Below are 16,759 nucleotides of genomic sequence, written 5' to 3' on the forward strand. Positions count from 1 at the left end.
TCAGTAGTTACTCAGCCATGATCAAAACCGGCTACCGACCTCTTCCATAAAAGTGCAAGCATTCCCACCCCGACCGCCAACCACAACGTTACCAGCCGTAACAAAACCGTCGCCGCGATCGCATCTGCCAACCCGACTCCGCCTGAAACCAGCAGCGCTAGCATCGCTGCTTCGGCACTGCCCAAACCGCCCGGCATGAAACTCAGAGCCCCCGCCAACATGGCCACCGCATAAATAAAGATCGCCAACGTTAGGCCCACGTCCGCGCCCATCGCCTGCAAAATCCAGTAAAACGCCAATGCTTCAAGCCCCCAGGCCAGCAGGCTCAATAGCGTTGCGCCCATGAAGCGACGAGGGGAATGACAGCGGCGCGACTGACGCAATACCTGAACGGCATGCCCCAGCAACCGCGAGAATCTGTCGTGCCGTTGCTCAGTGCGACGATCAATCGCGCTGACAAGGCTTGGCGAAAACATCATCGATGTACCGCATGCCAGGAGGACGAGACTGGCAACGACCATCGACAACCATTGCGGATGCGCGCTCAAGCCGAACAACGCCAGGCCCGTCATCGCCAGCAGGTCCGCAAGCCGCTCACTGAACAGCGCGGCAAAGCTCTGTGCGTAAGGCACCTCCAAACGTTTGAGCAAAACACCGCGCAACGCCTCCCCGGCCTTGCCGGGAGTCGTCGTCAGGGCGAATCCGGCCAGGTAGATGTTCAAGCTCGCCCGCCAAGGCAACCGGTGACCCAAGGCAGACAGATAACCCTGCCAACGCAAAAAACGCAGACCGTATCCAAGCAAAACCACGCAGACGATTTGCCCGCACTGCCACCAACCCACTCGACTGACCGCCGCGCTCACCGCCGACCACCCACCCCACAGGGAAACAGCGAGATAAGCGAGGGCGGAGCAGATCACCGAGCCGATCAAAACGCGGTAACGCCACCCGGATAACATCAGTGTCTGATTCACAGGTTCAGCCTCTTGAACAGCGGCTGCGGCATCACCCGAATCAGCCACATGATCACCGCCCAAAAGCCGGGCACATACAGCACCGCCACCTGTCGATTGATCCCTCTGACTATTCGCCGGGCAACCGTATCCGGTTGCGCTACAAGCACGGAGGGCAGCGCCAACCCTCGCGTCATGGGCGTGTCGACTAACCCAGGCTTTATCGTGATCACATGCACACCCGCTTTGAACAAGCGTACCCGCAAGCCTTCGCAGAACGTGGAAACGGCCGCCTTTGCCGCGCCGTACAGGTAATTGGAAGGTCGTCCTCGATCCCCGGCAACCGAGGAAATGACCGCCAGCGTGCCGTGCTGCTGGACAACCATGCGATTTGCCAACAGCGTCAACAGCGCGATCATTGAACTGCCGTTATTGGCGAACTGCTCCATGGCCTGTTCAACGTGTTGTTCGCACGCGTACTGATCTGGCAGCGAGCCATAGGCAATCAGACAGATATCCACCGTCTGCAACGTCGCCAGGCATTTCTCGTACATGACCGGATGTGCCGCGATATCACTGGCGTCCATGACGTACGTGGTCACGGCTCTGGCACCTCGAACCTGAAGATCGACGCTGGTTTGCTGGAGTTTTTGCGCATCCCTGCCGACCAGGAACAATTCGCTGCGATCAGCCGCCCACAATCGTGCGCAAGCGCAGGCAATCGCCGAGGTGGCGCCCACAATCAGTATTTTTTTCATCGAGTGACTCGCTGCCAGAAACGGGACATCAGGGTCGGATCGCGCATCGCTTCCAACTGCTCCCAGGCGGGATAGGCCTGGCGAAAATCGCTGCCGCTCATGTGAGCGTCCTTGGCCGGATACAAGCGCCCCCCGGCTTCACGGACGATGGCATCGAGACGCGACAGAAGTTTTCTCGTCAGTTCATTGTTCTGTGGAAAGTCCAGCGCCAATGAAGTACCGGGCATAGGAAAGGAAAGCCATCCCGGCGAAGGAATGTCGCCACAACGCTTGAGCACCGCGAGGAAGGAGCCACTGCCGCTACGCGCAATCGACTTGAGTAATTCGGCCAGTGCCACGGCTGCAACCGAGGCCGGCAATACGCACTGAAATTGCTGGAAACCTCTGCGTCCGTAGATGCGATTCCAGTTTTCGATACGGTCCAACGGATAGAAGAACGAGCTGTAGGCAACCTTTTGATGTTGTCCGTTCGTTGGCTGCCGTTTCCAGTAGTGATCGTTGAACAGTTTCAAGGTGAGCGAATTGATCAGCGATACCGGAGGGCGGATCGGGACAGACAGAGAACGTGGTGCAGCGACCTCAAGGGGCCCCGCCTCGCAATGATCCCCAGCCGTGAAGCATCCGCGCCCTAGCGCATTGCCCTTGGCCAGGCAATCGATCCACGCGACGCTGTATTCATGCCGCGCATCCATGTCGGCCGACAGGGCAAAAAAGTCATCCAGACAGTCAAAACGCACCCGTGTGCTGTCGATCAGGCTGGACTGGATTTTGCGCAGACGAATGCGCACCCAGGTAATCACGCCCGTCAGGCCGAGCCCGCCGATGGTGGCGGCAAACCACTGTGGGTTTAGCGTCGCCGAGCACACCATCGGCGATTGCATGGAACGGTGCAGCCCGAAACACACCAGCGAATGGGCAAACGTGCCGCAGCGATGGTGATTTTTCCCGTGGACGTCATTGGCCACCGCCCCACCCAGCGTTACATGCCGCGTACCGGGTGTGACGGGCAAAAACCAGCCACGGGGAATGGCGAGTTGTAAAATCTCGCCCAGTGTCACGCCGGCCTCAGCGCAGATCTCACCCTTTTCCCAGTCGGCTTCGATGAAGCGGTTCAGGGGACGTAATTGCAGCACATGATCGCTTGCGGCCATGCAGCTATCGCCATAGCTGCGCCCATTGCCAAACGGCAAAGTTGTCCCGTGTGATTCGATCAACTGCTGCCACTGCGGTCCGATATCCGCTTGCCAGTGGCAGGGACGACCACTCTGCGGGGCATAGGGATAGTTTCCCCAGGAAGCCAGCGAGGCCATCATGCCGCCACCCAGAAAATCAGACAGAACACTGTTCCCATCACCAGACTCAAGCGATCACGCAGTGCGAAAACCACCGGATCCTCATTCATGCGGCCGCGATGCGTCAGCAGCCAGATACGAGTGATCCAGAACAGCATCAATGGGCAGGCAAACCAGAGCCATCGGGGATATGCATACAACTCGGTAGTTGCGCTGTCATGGATGTAAAGCGCCAGCACCAGGACAGCGAGATAACCGGATGCGGCCCCCAAAGAGGAGAGCATTGCCAGGTCCGCAGGAAAGTAGTCGCGGCCGCCGGTCTTACCGGTGATGCCGCCGTGCAGCGCCAGCAACAGCTCGGCATAGCGCTTGACCAGCGCGAGGCTCAAAAACATGAACATGGAAAAAGCCAGCATCCACCCCGTCAGGTCGAGCCCGAAAGCGGCGCCACCGGCAATGATGCGCAAGGTGTAAAGCAGCGCCAAAGCGATGACATCCAGCGCCATCAACCTCTTGAGCACCAGCGAATACACCAGCGTCAGGCCGTAATAGCAGGCCAGCACGGCAATGAATGGGTGAGGCAGCCACAACCACGCGCCGATGAACGACACTGACAACAGCAGGGGGAAAATCAGCAGACCGGACTGGATGGATAACGAACCATTGGCGAAGGGTCGATTGCGTTTGCTCGGGTGCCTGCGATCATCGTTCAGGTCGAGCAAGTCGTTCAGAAGATAGACGCTGGATGCACACAAGCCGAAAAGCATGAAGGCCAGCAAGCCGCGCCCCAATAGCAGCGGGTTGGCCACTTGATGCGCTGCAAGCAGGGGAACGAAAATCAGCACATTCTTCATCCATTGATGAATGCGCAAGGCTTTGTACAAACTTCTGAAATACGTAACGCGAGAGTGAACCACCTGGACTACGTTATCCAGATGCCGGGCGGCACGTTGGACTCCCGCTAGCGGATTGACGATATAAGCTTGCCTGGCCGACCGCCAGATCGGCAGATCGTCCAGCGAATTGCCGATGTAATCGAAACTTTTCTCCCCATATAACGCCACCAGCGCATCACGTTTGTTCGTTCCCGAAAGGTTCTGCTCGAGGGTTGAACCCAGAACGTCATCAAACACCTGCAGATGCTCGGCGATCCGCACTGCCAATGTGTAATGACTGGCTGTGGCGAGAACAATTTTCCGACCGGCGTTGCGCTGTTCCTCGATCATCCGGAGTACGTCGGGATCATAGGGCAAAGTCGCGAGATCGACGTCCGATGTCATTGCCAGTCGATCTTTCAGATACGCCTTGCCGTGCCAGAGCCAGGGAAAGAGTTTCAGGCAGTGCAATGGTTTGCTGCGGACAAAGGACATCACGCATTCGAACAGCAGATCAGATTTGACGAGGGTACCGTCCAGATCAACTACGAAGGGCATTGAAGCAGCGCAGGACGCTGACATCGGCAGTACGTCAGGCGGAGAGACGTTCATGCCCGTCGCCCTGGAAAAAGGACAAAGCGGAAAACGCAGTACCCTAAAACAATATTCACCAGCGAAAACGAAGCGACCGTCACAAGCCCGGACAAGCGCCAGACGTCCCCGATGACACCCACGCCAAAACTGACGCCGCCCATCAGGCCGATGAACATCAGATAGGGAAATACCGGCGTTTCCCTTTCAAAGATATAAAGCATGTTCAGATAGAAAGAGAGCGCAGCAGCTACGCAGAACGCCGCAAAGTTGCTGGCCGCCTGACTCAGGGCGGCCGCCTGACAGAGCACGAAAAATATTTGCCAATGGATGAGCGCATCGGCCACTCCGATGGCGGTGGTTGCAGAGAATCCTTTCATGGTGAGGGCCAGCCGCTGCCAGAGGACGGACCTCCAAACTAGGCCAGAGCTTGAAGACGGTCTACTGTCAGAAATTACAGGTCGAGGGCTTTATCCGACCAGCGGTCATCTTGTCGTACTCACGTGTCAATAGCTCTTCCCGTGCGATTTTAAGGCGTTGACCGTTAATCGCCTTGCCTATAAAACTCAAAAGCCCCGATCTCTCGATCAGGGCTTCGTTGTCTACGCACTTAAGGTTCAAGAAACCGAACGCACCGAACCTTGCGTCACTTGCGTCGGCTGCAACTTGAACACGTAAAACAACACCGTCAGCAGCACAAGAAACGCCGGTCCCACATACAGCGCCACGCGAGTGTCCGGGAAGTACGCCATCAGGCCGACCACCAGTACCAGAAACGCCAGCGCGAAGTACGAGCTGACCGGGTACAGCCACATCTTGTACTTGAGCCCGGCACGTTCGCTGGCGCTCAGGCCTTTGCGGAATTTCAGCTGGGCGAGGAGGATCATCACCCAGGTCCAGATCGCACCGAAGGTGGCGATCGAGGTGACCCAGACGAAGACTTTTTCCGGTACCAGATAGTTGAGCATTACGCCCAGCAGCAACACCGCGATCGACAGCAGCAGTGCCCGGCGTGGCACACCGTTGTTCGAGGTCTTGGCGAAGCCCGCCGGGGCCTGGCCGTTCTGCGCCAGACTGTAGAGCATGCGCCCGGTGCTGAAGATGCCACCGTTGCACGACGACAGCGCCGCAGTAATCACCACGAAGTTGATGATGCCCGCAGCGGTCTTGATGCCCAGACGCTCGAAGGTCATCACGAAGGGGCTGCCCTGGGTGCCGATTTCATTCCACGGGTAGATCGACAGGATGACGAACAGCGCGCCGACGTAGAACAGCAGGATCCGCCAGAACACCGAGCCGATCGCATCGGGAATGGTCTTCTGTGGGTTTTTCGCTTCGCCGGCGGTGAGGCCGATCATCTCGACGCCGAGGTAGGCGAACATGACCATTTGCAGTGACATCAGCACACCGGTCACGCCGTTGGGCATGAAACCGCCGTGCGCCCACAGGTTGGAAATGCCCAGCGCCACGCCATCGTTACCGAAACCGAAGGCGATGATGCCGACGCCGCCAATGACCATGGCGATGATGGTGACGATCTTGATCAGGGCGAACCAGAATTCGAATTCGCCGAAGGCTTTTACTGCGATCAGGTTGATCGAGCCCATGCTGATCAGCGCTGCCAAGGCCCAGATCCAGCGTGGCACATCGGGGAACCAGATGCCCATGTACACGGCCACGGCGGTGATTTCCGCGACGCAGGTCACCAGCCACAGAAACCAGTAGTTCCAGCCGGTGAGAAAGCCGGCCAGCGGACCGAGATAATCCTGCGCGTAGCGGCTGAACGAACCGGCCACCGGGTTATGCACGGCCATTTCACCAAGGGCGCGCATGATCACCAGGATCGCCAGACCGCCAAGGATGTAAGAGAGCATGATCGCCGGCCCGGCCATCTGGATGGCTTTGGCCGAACCGAGAAACAGACCGACGCCGATACAGGCACCGAGCGCCATCAGGCGGATATGCCGTTCGCCGAGTTCACGTTTGAGCGGACCGCCCGAAGCGGTGTCGCCGTGCGGCAGAGGATTGCCAACTGGCATAGGGGTACAACCTCGTCTTGTTATTGGATATGACCACCGGGTTTCGAAGCATCGGCCGATAGGCCTTGGCTGGGCAGGAAACCGCGTCGGCTTCGTGGGCAGACGCGTCTTGCAGGGCAGGCCTGAAAGATCAGCGGGGCGTGCAGTATAAAAAGCTCAGGGCAGGAATTTTCACTCTAAAAGTCACAACATTCAGCGACAACTCTCGGCAATAGTGGGTTCTGCGGAGAGGCATTACCTGCATTACGTAGGAAAAGTCGCCACTGAAAAAGCCGCGAAGTATTGCACAGCAATGGTGCAGCGTCATGTTTCAGCCCTGGGGTATTTGATTCACTGTGCGATGTCTCTCCTCGCGTTACATCACGGATAAATCGCCCGGCGGATTCAGAAATTTCGCTCAACAGTTGCAGCGCCGACCGAGGCGGCCAACCACTAACCTTTGAAAAAGTCAGGAGCATATGCAAGGAAGCTCACATGCCAGTCCGCCCCAATTCCCACCGTCTGCGCCAAGGTCGTTTCTCGGAAAACGGTCGTGCCTACTTCATCACCTCTGTCATCCACGAACGCCAGCCTGTATTTGCAGATTGGCGGACAGGCCGATTACTGGTTGCAGAACTGCGCCGGGCTCATGAGCAAGGAGTCGCGCAGTCCATCGCCTGGGTTGTCATGCCTGACCACTTTCATTGGCTGATGCAATTGCAACGCGGCTCACTTGGTGAAGTCATTGGCGGTGTAAAGGCTCGCTGTACGCATGCGGTTAACAGAAAAACCGGACGTCACGGACCGCTGTGGCAAACCGGCTACCATGACCGAGCGATCCGTGACGGCGAGGACCTGGAGCCCATCGCCCGCTATATCATCAATAATCCCTTGCGAGCCGGGCTGGTCGATAACCTCGGTGATTACCCGCTTTGGGATACCTGCTGGCTCTGAGCGCAACAGCTCTCTGGAATAAGTGCATCTATTGTGGCGAGGGGATTTATCCCCGCTCGGCTGCGCAGCAGGCGTAATTTGCTCACATGCGCTGTGCCTGTAGAAACCGTGCTGGCAGGTTTTGGGGCTGCTTTGCAGCCCAGCGGGGATGAATCCCCTCGCCACAGGGAGTCCCTGCAAGACTGATAAATCTGTCCATCGCTCGCACAGACACATCATGGGGATGTGAGCAGCCTCTTTGTGGCGAGGGGATTTATCCCCGCTCGGCTGCGCAGCAGTCGCAACTTGCTCACATGCGGTGCGCCTGTAGAAACCGTGCTGGCAGGTTTTGGGGCTGCTTCGCAGCCCAGCGGGGATAAATCCCCTCGCCACAGGGAGTCCCCGCATGACTGATAAATCGGCTAGCCACAGGGAGTCCATCACTCGCACAGACACATCATGAGGATGTGAACAGCATCCTTGTGGCGAGGGGATTCATCCCCGCTCGGCTGCGTAGCAGTCGCAACTTGCTCACATGCGGTACGCCTGTAGAAACCGTGCTGGCAGGTTTTGGGGTTGCTTTGCAGCCCAACGGGGATAAATCCCCTTGCCACAGGGAGTCCCTGCAAGACTGATAGATCTGCTAGCCACAGGGAGTCCATCGCTCGCACAGACACATCATGGGGATGTGAGCAGCCTTTTTGTGGCGAGGGGATTTATCCCCGCTCGGCTGCGCAGCAGTCGCAACTTGCTCACATGCCGTGTGCCTGTAAAAACCGTGGTGGCAGGTTTTGGGGCTGCTTTGCAGCCCGACGGGGATGAATCCCCTCGCCACAGTGTTCGTTTCAGTTTTATTCAGACAAGCCGTCTCCTCCGCTCTGCACATTTTCTTCACCGGCTCCAACCACCGTCTAAGCTTCAGACAAGTCCGATCAATCTGCGTGAATGGATCAGTCGACTATGGGCGCTTTGTGGCAAACCGATTCGAGTAAAACCGTGGTTCAGACTGAACGTGTGAATGAAGCGCCTGTCCCTGAAAAACCCCGTCGTCAGCGGCACGGGTGGAAGGCTTTCTGGTTGCTGTTTTTGATCATTGCGGTGGTGGTGGGACTCGCCGCGTCCAAGGAAATGCGCACTTCGCGCTTTCAGGCGCGGGAGCTGAGCCAGTACGCCGCTTCGCTGACCTACAAACTGGAACCCGGTCCCAGCGAAGCGATTCGTTATCCGGGCAACGGCCCTTTCGATCTGCGCCTGGGTTACAGCTCTCTGGACGAATTCCTCCCGCGCCTGCTCAAGCGCAATTACGTGATCACCGAGCAGACGCGCTTCTCCCCCGCCCTGCTCGGTTACACCGACAAAGGCCTGTTCGTGCCGTATTCGGAAAAGATCCAGGCGGGGTTGTCGATCACCGACTGCCGAGGCGCGCCGCTGTATCGATACAACTATCCGCAGCAACTGTATGCCGACTTCGCGGCGATTCCGCCGGTGGTGGTCAGCAGCCTGCTGTTCATCGAAAACCGCTTTCTCCTCGACCCGAAACAGCCGCTGGCCAACCCGGCGGTGGACTGGCCGCGTTTCGGCATGGCCGCGTGGTCGCAAGTGGCGAAGTTGCTGCACCTGCCCGGGCAATCGGCCGGCGGCAGCACCCTGGCAACGCAACTGGAGAAGTATCGCCACTCGCCCGACGGCCTCACCGTGTCGGGCGCGGAGAAGATCCGCCAGATGATTTCCGCCAGCGTGCGCGCCTATCAGGATGGCCCGCAGACTCTCGGTTCGCGGCAGAACATCGTGCGCGACTACCTCAACAGCGTGCCGCTCTCGGCGGTGCCCGGCCACGGTGAAGTGCACGGCATGGCCGAAGGTTTGCGGGTCTGGTACGGCAGTGATTTCAACAAGGCCAACGAGCAACTGAACAGCCCGAAGACCGACCCGCAGACCATGGCCGCCAAAGGCCTGGCCTTGCGTGAAATGCTCTCGCTGATGATCGCCCAGCGCCGCCCTTCGCATTACCTGACCAAGGGTCGCGACGAATTGGCCAGCCTCACCGACAGCCACCTGCGCCTGCTCAAGCAGAACGGCGTGATCGACAGCGCCCTCGCTGACGCTGCGCTGGCGAGCACCGTGTCGTATCGCGACTGGCAGACCCAGCCAACGATGCAGCCGATTGAAACCAACAAGGGCATCAGTGTTGCCCGCAGCCGCTTGGCGAGCATGCTCAATCGCCCGCTGTACGACCTCGATCGCCTCGACCTGTCGGCCACCAGCACCCTGCAGGGCGATCTGCAAACGCAGGCCACGGCTTATCTGAAAAAACTTGCCGACCCGGCCTACGCAGCAGAAATCGGTCTGCTCGGCGAACGCTTGCTGACACCCACCAGCACCACGCAAGTGCGTTACAGCTTCACCCTCTTCGAACTGACCCCGGACGGCTCGCGGGTGCGCGTGCAGACCGACAGCACCGATCAGCCGTTCGACATCAACGAAGGCAGCAAGCTTGAACTCGGCTCGACGGCGAAAATGCGTGTGCTGACCACGTACCTGCAAATCGTCGCCGAGCTGCACGACAAATACGGCGCGATGGGCGTGGCAGAATTGAAAAAAGTCGAAGTGCCCGATCAGGACCGCCTCAGCCGCTGGGTCATCGACTACCTGATCCAGAACAAGGATCACGACCTGTCGAAGCTGCTCGGCGCCGCGCTGGATCGCAAATACTCGGCCAGCCCCGGCGAGGCGTTTTTTACCGGCGGTGGGCTGCACAGATTCAACAACTTCCGCAAAGAGGACAACGGTCGCCTGCCGACCCTGCGCGATTCGCTGCGCGAGTCGATCAACCTGCCATTCATTCGCCTGATGCGCGACATCGTCCGCTACACCACCTACTCAGGCCCCAACGGCGAATTGCTCAAGGATGATCGCGATCCGCGCCGTCAGGAATACCTGGCCAGTTTCGCCGACCGCGAAGGCACCTCGTTCCTGCTCAAATTCTGGAAAAAGTACAAGAACAAGGACACCCAGGCGCGCCTGGAAACCTTCCTCGACAGCATCCGCCCGACGCCGATCCGCATGGCGGCGGTGCATCGCTATCTGCTGCCGGAGGCCAGTCAGGAAGACTTCAACCGTTTCGTGCGCTCGCACCTCAAGGGCACCAAGCTCAACGAAAAACTCACCGACGACCGTCTGATCCGCCTCTACGATTCCTATGGCCCCGGCAGTTACGATTTGCCTGACCAAGGCTTCATCGCCAAGGTGCATCCGCTGGATCTGTGGATGATGGGTTACCTGCTGCATCACCCGGAAGCGACCTTCAGCGAGATCGTCAAGGCCAGCCATTTCGAACGCCAGGAAGTTTACAGCTGGCTGTTCAAGAGCCGGCACAAGGGTGCGCGAGACAGTCGTATTCGCACCATGCTCGAGATAGAAGCGTTCCTCGACATTCATCAGCGCTGGCAGAAAGTCGGCTACCCGTTCGATCACCTGGTGCCGTCACTGGCCACGGCCATCGGCAGTTCCGGCGACCGTCCCGCCGCGCTCGCCGAGCTGATCGGCACCATCCTCAATGACGGCGTGCGCATGCCGACGCTGCGCATCGACAGCCTGCACTTTGCTGCCGATACGCCGTATGAAACCAGGCTGATCAACGACCCGCACGTGGGCAAACGCGTGATGCCGGTGGAAGTGGCCCGGGCCATGCGCGAGGCGCTGTCGCAAGTGGTCGACGCCGGTACCGCCAAACGGCTGTCCGGCAGTTTCAAACTGCCCGACGGCACACCGCTGGCCATGGGCGGCAAGACCGGCACCGGCGATAACCGCATTGCGGCGATCGGGTCTGGCGGGCGGATCATCAGTTCGAAGTCGATCAACCGCACGGCGACCTTTGTGTTCTACATCGGCGACCACCATTTCGGCACCCTCACCGCGTTCGTCCCGGGGCGCTCGGCGGAGAACTTCAAGTTCACCTCGGCTCTGCCCACGCAGGTACTCAAAGGCATGGCGCCGATTCTCACGCCGTATCTGCAACCGGGCAGCGACTCACAGTGCCAACCGCCACAGGCGCCCGTGGTGGCATCGGCGCTGCACTGACCGAACGTGGTCTGCACGTCGCGCCGAAGGCCATCGGCGCAAAAGGTGGTATTCGTGCATTGTTCCGATTCGAATTCTTGTCGCATCGCTGAGGCGATCACACGATTGTCTCCCGATCTTTGAACTTTTGTTTTGCCCTGCCGCCGGTACGCTGATCATTCCTCAAACAATCAAGGATGATTGGCCATGTCTGACTCCCCTCAGCCTGCCGAAGCCGCCGACAAAGGCCGGCATTACGCGTTCATCGAATCGGCTGTCAGCGCGCCGTTCAAAACTGCAACGCTCAGCCGCAGCCTGGCACTCGCCGCCACGCCACTGAAGCGCGAACCCTGGTACAGCGCACCCGGTACGTTTGCCAGCCGACTCGCCGCCGCCAATCTCAAGGCCTGGGACTCGCAGAACAAGGTCGATCATCTGCTGGCCAGGACCGACCTGTACGCCTTCGCCGAGCCGCTGCTCAAAGCAAGGATCAAGCAATGCCATGGCATCGAGCCGGACGTCAGGAAGACCTGGCTGCGCCTGTATATCCCCGCCAGCAGTCCCTGGTATGCAATCGACGTGGTCGACGGTTCGACGACCCGTACGGTCTCACTGCTCGATGCCGCTCTGCACAACTTTGCCGCCAACGAGACGGTCGGCGCAGGCTCGGACTACATCAGCCAGCCTGATGCGCGCGGCCACTTCGACGTATTGCCGCTCAAAAACCAAATGCCCATCAGCCAGTTCCAGACACTGTGTCGCGACCTCGACCTGGGCGGGCAATATGCCAGGCACTTGCAGGGCTACTTGCTGCCCGGCGAAGCGCTGGCCGAGAGCCTTCTGCAATACAAGATCGGCACCAGCCTCAAAGACGCCCTCGCCGTCGCGGCGCACATCGCCTTGCTCAAGGCAGAGATCCAGTACGACACCTTCAGGATGGTGCTCAGCTTCAGCACAGAGGAAAACCCGCGCTTGCGTCTCAACAACCGTTCGATTCGCTGCAATGACCTGTCCATGCTCGGTACCCGCCTGACCGGCATTCTGTTGCTGATGCACGGCCACCCCGACAGTCGTGGGGTTCGACGCCTGATCGTCTACGTGCCGCACGATCCGGATCATCCACTCAAGGAGTACGAGTCGCTGGCGGCGTTTCGTGACGAACTGACCCGCCAGTTGCGCGAGGACCGCCTGAGCGCCTCGACCGGGCATACGTACCGGCAATTCTTCAGCCAGTTCGTCGATCAGCAGCAACGTGGGCATTTTTTTGCCGAACTCGAACAGCGGTTGTTCGTCGTCCGCCATCACGAACGCGAGCAGAGCACCGACCAGCGCCCGGTGTGGCGCAAGGACCCGGTGGAAAAGCCCAGGTTGCAGTTCACGCGCTTGCCGTTGCAGGGCGATTACTGGCGGCACGTCTATCAGCAGAAACTCAACAAGGTCATCAATGATGCGCGGCAAATCGCTGTCTCGACCGCCGATGCCGATAGCAACGCACGCTGGGCATGGTGGGACAACTTCAAGCGGATCGTCTCGGACATCTTCAACGTCGCCCTGCTGATTGCCACGCCCTTTGTGCCTGGTCTGGGCGAGGTGATGATGGCCTATACCGCCTATCAACTGACCAGCGATGTAATTGAAGGCATCGTCGATCTGGCCGAAGGCGTCTGGGAGGAAGCTGCCGGACATGTCATCAGTGTGGTGACCGATGTCATTCAACTGGCGGCGTTCGCCGCCGGCGCGCAGATTGGCGAAACGTTGCGGATAAAACTCTCACCGCAGGTCGATGCCATGCAACAGGTCAAATTGCCCGACGGCAAACCAAGCCTGTGGCATCGCGACCTCAGCCCCTATGCACGTGACGAGCTGAGCCTGGCAGCGCAATCGAAGCCCGATCGTCACGGCCTGCATCAACATGCCAGCGCCAGCGTCCTGCCGCTGGAAGGCAAGCTCTACGTGGTGGAAAAAGCCTCCGCCGATGCCACCAGCAAAACTCACCGGATCAAACATCCGAATCGAGAAAATGCCTACCAGCCAAGGATCGAACACAACGGTCACGGCGCCTGGCTGCATGAAGCAGAATCGCCAGGCGACTGGCCCGACGCCCGGCTGATGCCTCGCCTGGGCCACAGCGTCGAGCGCTTTACGCCTGTGCAACTGGAGGACATCCGGCGCAGCAGCGGCACCAGCCACGATGAACTGCGTCGCATGCACAGCGACAACAGCCCGCCACCGCCGCTGCTGGCCGACACGGTCAGGCGCGTCAGTGCATACGAGGATGTCATCGAGGCTGCGCAGAACCTGCGTAACGGCAAACCGATCGATGCCGATGCGGTATGGCTGGAGCCGATGCTGACCAGCCTGCCGGGCTGGCCGCCGCGACGCGCGCTGGAGGTTTTCGCGCGTCAGGACCTGACCGGCTACTCGCATAAATACGGCAACGCGCTGGCGTCCGAAGCCGACACGTTGCGCATCAGCCAGGCTGATCTCAACGCCGGACATTTGCCCGAGCGGGTCGCCGGGTTCCTGCGCGACGACGAGTTCAATCATCTGCTCGGCCCGATGGTCACTGCCGAGCAACGGGTCGAGGTCCTGCGCAGTCAACTGGCCGACGCGCTCAATGAGCAGCGCAGCGCCGTCGCCCGCCATCTGTACCAGGCCGGGCAGCGCAGCGGCGACGCCGACATAGCGGTGATCAGACAGTCGTTTCCGGATCTGCCGTTGCCCTTGGCCGAGACGGTTCTGAGCCAGGCTCGCGTCGCCGAACGGCAACGCATCAGCGACGAACAGCACTTGCCGCTACGCCTGAAGAATCAGGCCCGGGAGCTGGATTTCGAGGCGTCGGCCAGTCGCGCGTACGACGGTTTTTATCGGGATGATCTGATGACCGAACAAACCGAACGCCTGGCGCTCAATACGCTGAAAATCCACACCGACACCTTTGCCGACCTGCGCATCGAAGTGTTCGACGGCAGCCCGCACGGTCCGTTGCGCTGCAGTGTCGGGCCGCAGGACGCCAGCACCGTAAGGCAACTGCTCAGGCGTGGCGAAGGCCGTTATGAAGTGCGCGACGCCAAGGGTCAGGTGCTGCATGACAGTAGCGATTTCCACGAAGCCATCCTGCGCGCCGTACCGCTCGAAACGCTGGCGAGTACCGGTTATCAGCGCGGTCAGGGCCGCGCCTTGAAACTGTGGATCATGGAACAGTGCGCGCCGCCAGCCGAACGCCGTATTGCTCTGGCGCAACCGCCGATTCGAACGGTCGCCCCCCGCGAGACGGAGATTCTTCTACGCGGCTGGCCCTGGGCGGCAAAAACCCCGGAACAGCGGCTCAGACAGTTGTACCCGAAACTCAACGACAGAGAGGTCGCAGGTTTCCTCATGACGCTGGAAAAAAAGGGCAACAGCGAACGCGCCATCGCCGACCTTGAGCGCGAACGCGAAGTGCTCGACAACGCCCTCGACAGCTGGCGCAGCAGTTACACCCCCGTCATTGAAGACAACGGGGAACTGATCGCGCTGCCAACGGATTTCGTCCGCGAGGGCGGCTTGTACATCGAGCAGCAGTTGAGGAAGTGCTTCAAACGCGAGAACGAACGGCCCGGCGCACGCAATCCCCATCCGGAACACGGCTATACGCTGGACCTTTCAGCCGAACTGCCGCTACCGAACCTTGAGTCATGGTGGCGCGACTTGCGACGGCGTCCCGGGATGCAGCAATACTTCGAGCGGATTACCGGACTGAACATCGCCAACATTGCGCTTTCAACCACGCCGGACAGCCTGCTGGCGAGTTTCCCGAATCTGCGGCAATTGAGCGCCCAGCGCTGCGGTTTCAAGGAGGTGCCGGCTGCCCTCGGGAAAATGCATCAGTTGCAGACACTGGATCTGTCGCACAACAGCATTGAACTGACCTATGACTCAAGCACGCGCCTGAGCAATCTCACCCGCCTGCACAGCCTGAATCTCAATGGCAACAACCTGCGTGTGCCGCCGGATATCGGGCGCATGGAGCAACTGGTCGAACTGAACCTGGTCAATACGCGCATTCGCGATTGGCCGGCAGGATGGCTTGAAGTCGATGGACAGATACGGCAGCGCCCGAAAGGCTTCTACCTGGACATGCGAGACAATCCGCTGGACACCCTGCCCCGGGTCGAACCCGGTAGCGATCAGGCGCGCCTGCTGGCTCGCGCACGGATCAGTGTTGCCAAATTCGACAGTGACCAGTTGCGGCGTCTTGGCGAGTATCGCCAGTCGGTAGGGTTGAGCGTCGTGCCCGGTTATTCATCCGCCGCCGCCGATGAGCTTGATTACTGGAAGTTGATGCCCGCCAATGCGGATCCGTCCCACCCTTCGGCAGCCTTCAGCCGATACCGCGAGCAGTCCTGGCATGACCTGATGGCCGAGCCTGATTCCGCCGGCTTTTTCAGCGTGATCCGCAAGCAACGCGAATCCGCCGATTACGGGACTGACGCGGGGCGGCGGAATTTGACCGCACGGGTCTGGGACATGGTCGATGCGGCGGCGCTCGACGAACATCTGCGCAAAAAGCTCTTCGAGCAGAACGTGTCTGCACAGGACTGCGCTGATCTGGGCCAGCAGCTGTTCAATTCACTGGGGCTCAAAGTCCTGGTATCCAAGGCCTACAACGAAACGGCATCGGCCTCGCAGCTGGAAGACAGACTCGTGCGTCTGGCGCGCAGCGCGGCTCGCCTTGATCGGGTCAGCGATGAGGCCGCCATGGAGGTCAGTCGTCAGCAGCAGCAACACCTGATCGATCCGCGCCTGCCGGCGCCGGACGAAATCCAGATTCATCGGGCGTTCGAAGCGGGCCTGGGCGAGCGTCTGGATTTGCCCTGGCAAGCGGAGGGCATGCCTGTGCAGCCTCGGGCCGGGGTAAGCGAGGAAAAGCTCAACGCGGCTTACCAGAGAATCATCCAGCGCGAACAGGGGGATGGCCTGGTCAACGGCATGATCGATCTCTATACCGATCCTTTCTGGGAGGATTACCTGCGCAATACCTATCCTGACCGTTATCAGGAGAACCTGCGCCTGTACGAAGAAAAATTCCGTCAGCTCGACAGCCAGGTGTTCAGCAGCGACCGGGAGTACAGGAAGCTGGCCGACAAAATCAGCTACGAGCGCAACGAGCTATCCCGCGCCTTGAGTCGCGAAGCCCTCGACAGGGCCGGACTCTGAAACCATCACACGGCATTCGGCGAGCGTTTCAGGCTGGCCGAATCTGCCGACGGACCCTGGTCGTGCTTGCGATACCCACCG

General features: G+C 59.7%; 9 protein-coding genes. 3 read left to right on the forward strand and 6 right to left on the reverse strand.

Annotated features, from left to right (window positions below; translation table 11 throughout):
- Positions 1-11 precede the first annotated feature (11 nt).
- From NF676_RS21635 to NF676_RS21660, 6 genes are all read right to left on the reverse strand, one after another.
- Positions 12-974 (reverse strand): lysylphosphatidylglycerol synthase transmembrane domain-containing protein, encoded by a 963-nt coding sequence (locus tag NF676_RS21635; protein WP_252886746.1) that lies wholly within the window; start codon positions 972-974, stop codon positions 12-14.
- Positions 971-1,711 (reverse strand): SDR family oxidoreductase, encoded by a 741-nt coding sequence (locus tag NF676_RS21640; RefSeq protein ID WP_041479891.1) that lies wholly within the window; start codon positions 1,709-1,711, stop codon positions 971-973. Before NF676_RS21640 ends, NF676_RS21635 begins: the two co-directional genes overlap by 4 nt.
- Positions 1,708-3,024 (reverse strand): FAD-binding oxidoreductase, encoded by a 1,317-nt coding sequence (locus NF676_RS21645; RefSeq protein ID WP_252886747.1) that lies wholly within the window; start codon positions 3,022-3,024, stop codon positions 1,708-1,710. Before NF676_RS21645 ends, NF676_RS21640 begins: the two co-directional genes overlap by 4 nt.
- Positions 3,021-4,490, reverse strand: a complete 1,470-nt coding sequence (locus NF676_RS21650; protein ID WP_252886748.1) for a UbiA family prenyltransferase — start codon at positions 4,488-4,490, stop codon at positions 3,021-3,023. Before NF676_RS21650 ends, NF676_RS21645 begins: the two co-directional genes overlap by 4 nt.
- On the reverse strand, positions 4,487-4,849 hold the full coding sequence (locus NF676_RS21655) for a GtrA family protein (RefSeq protein WP_095181734.1): 363 nt from the start codon (positions 4,847-4,849) through the stop codon (positions 4,487-4,489). Before NF676_RS21655 ends, NF676_RS21650 begins: the two co-directional genes overlap by 4 nt.
- Before the next feature lie 237 nt (positions 4,850-5,086).
- Positions 5,087-6,508 (reverse strand): amino acid permease, encoded by a 1,422-nt coding sequence (locus tag NF676_RS21660; protein WP_095181733.1) that lies wholly within the window; start codon positions 6,506-6,508, stop codon positions 5,087-5,089.
- Between the two features lie 474 nt (positions 6,509-6,982).
- On the opposite strand from NF676_RS21660, the gene NF676_RS21665 reads away from it, so the two are divergent.
- From NF676_RS21665 to NF676_RS21675, 3 genes are all read left to right on the forward strand, one after another.
- Positions 6,983-7,441 (forward strand): REP-associated tyrosine transposase, encoded by a 459-nt coding sequence (locus NF676_RS21665; RefSeq protein ID WP_056790088.1) that lies wholly within the window; start codon positions 6,983-6,985, stop codon positions 7,439-7,441.
- Between the two features lie 939 nt (positions 7,442-8,380).
- Positions 8,381-11,500 carry a transglycosylase domain-containing protein gene (locus tag NF676_RS21670; RefSeq protein WP_236169890.1) on the forward strand — a complete coding sequence of 1,040 codons (3,120 nt, stop codon included), beginning with the start codon at positions 8,381-8,383 and terminating at the stop codon, positions 11,498-11,500.
- A 186-nt stretch (positions 11,501-11,686) separates the two neighbouring features.
- Positions 11,687-16,678, forward strand: a complete 4,992-nt coding sequence (locus tag NF676_RS21675; protein ID WP_252886749.1) for a dermonecrotic toxin domain-containing protein — start codon at positions 11,687-11,689, stop codon at positions 16,676-16,678.
- Positions 16,679-16,759 lie beyond the last annotated feature (81 nt).

Origin of the sequence: Pseudomonas siliginis (assembly GCF_024072275.1) — a bacterium.
Lineage (GTDB): Bacteria > Pseudomonadota > Gammaproteobacteria > Pseudomonadales > Pseudomonadaceae > Aquipseudomonas > Aquipseudomonas siliginis.

Bases quoted from the DNA above. Each gene is read 5' to 3' on its own strand.
- NF676_RS21665 (WP_056790088.1), top strand. From the start codon at position 6,983: ATGCCAGTCCGCCCCAATTCCCACCGTCTGCGCCAAGGTCGTTTCTCG.
- NF676_RS21660 (WP_095181733.1), bottom strand. From the start codon at position 6,508: ATGCCAGTTGGCAATCCTCTGCCGCACGGCGACACCGCTTCGGGCGGT.
- NF676_RS21640 (WP_041479891.1), bottom strand. From the start codon at position 1,711: ATGAAAAAAATACTGATTGTGGGCGCCACCTCGGCGATTGCCTGCGCT.
- NF676_RS21655 (WP_095181734.1), bottom strand. From the start codon at position 4,849: ATGAAAGGATTCTCTGCAACCACCGCCATCGGAGTGGCCGATGCGCTC.
- NF676_RS21645 (WP_252886747.1), bottom strand. From the start codon at position 3,024: ATGATGGCCTCGCTGGCTTCCTGGGGAAACTATCCCTATGCCCCGCAG.
- NF676_RS21670 (WP_236169890.1), top strand. From the start codon at position 8,381: ATGGGCGCTTTGTGGCAAACCGATTCGAGTAAAACCGTGGTTCAGACT.
- NF676_RS21650 (WP_252886748.1), bottom strand. From the start codon at position 4,490: ATGAACGTCTCTCCGCCTGACGTACTGCCGATGTCAGCGTCCTGCGCT.
- NF676_RS21675 (WP_252886749.1), top strand. From the start codon at position 11,687: ATGTCTGACTCCCCTCAGCCTGCCGAAGCCGCCGACAAAGGCCGGCAT.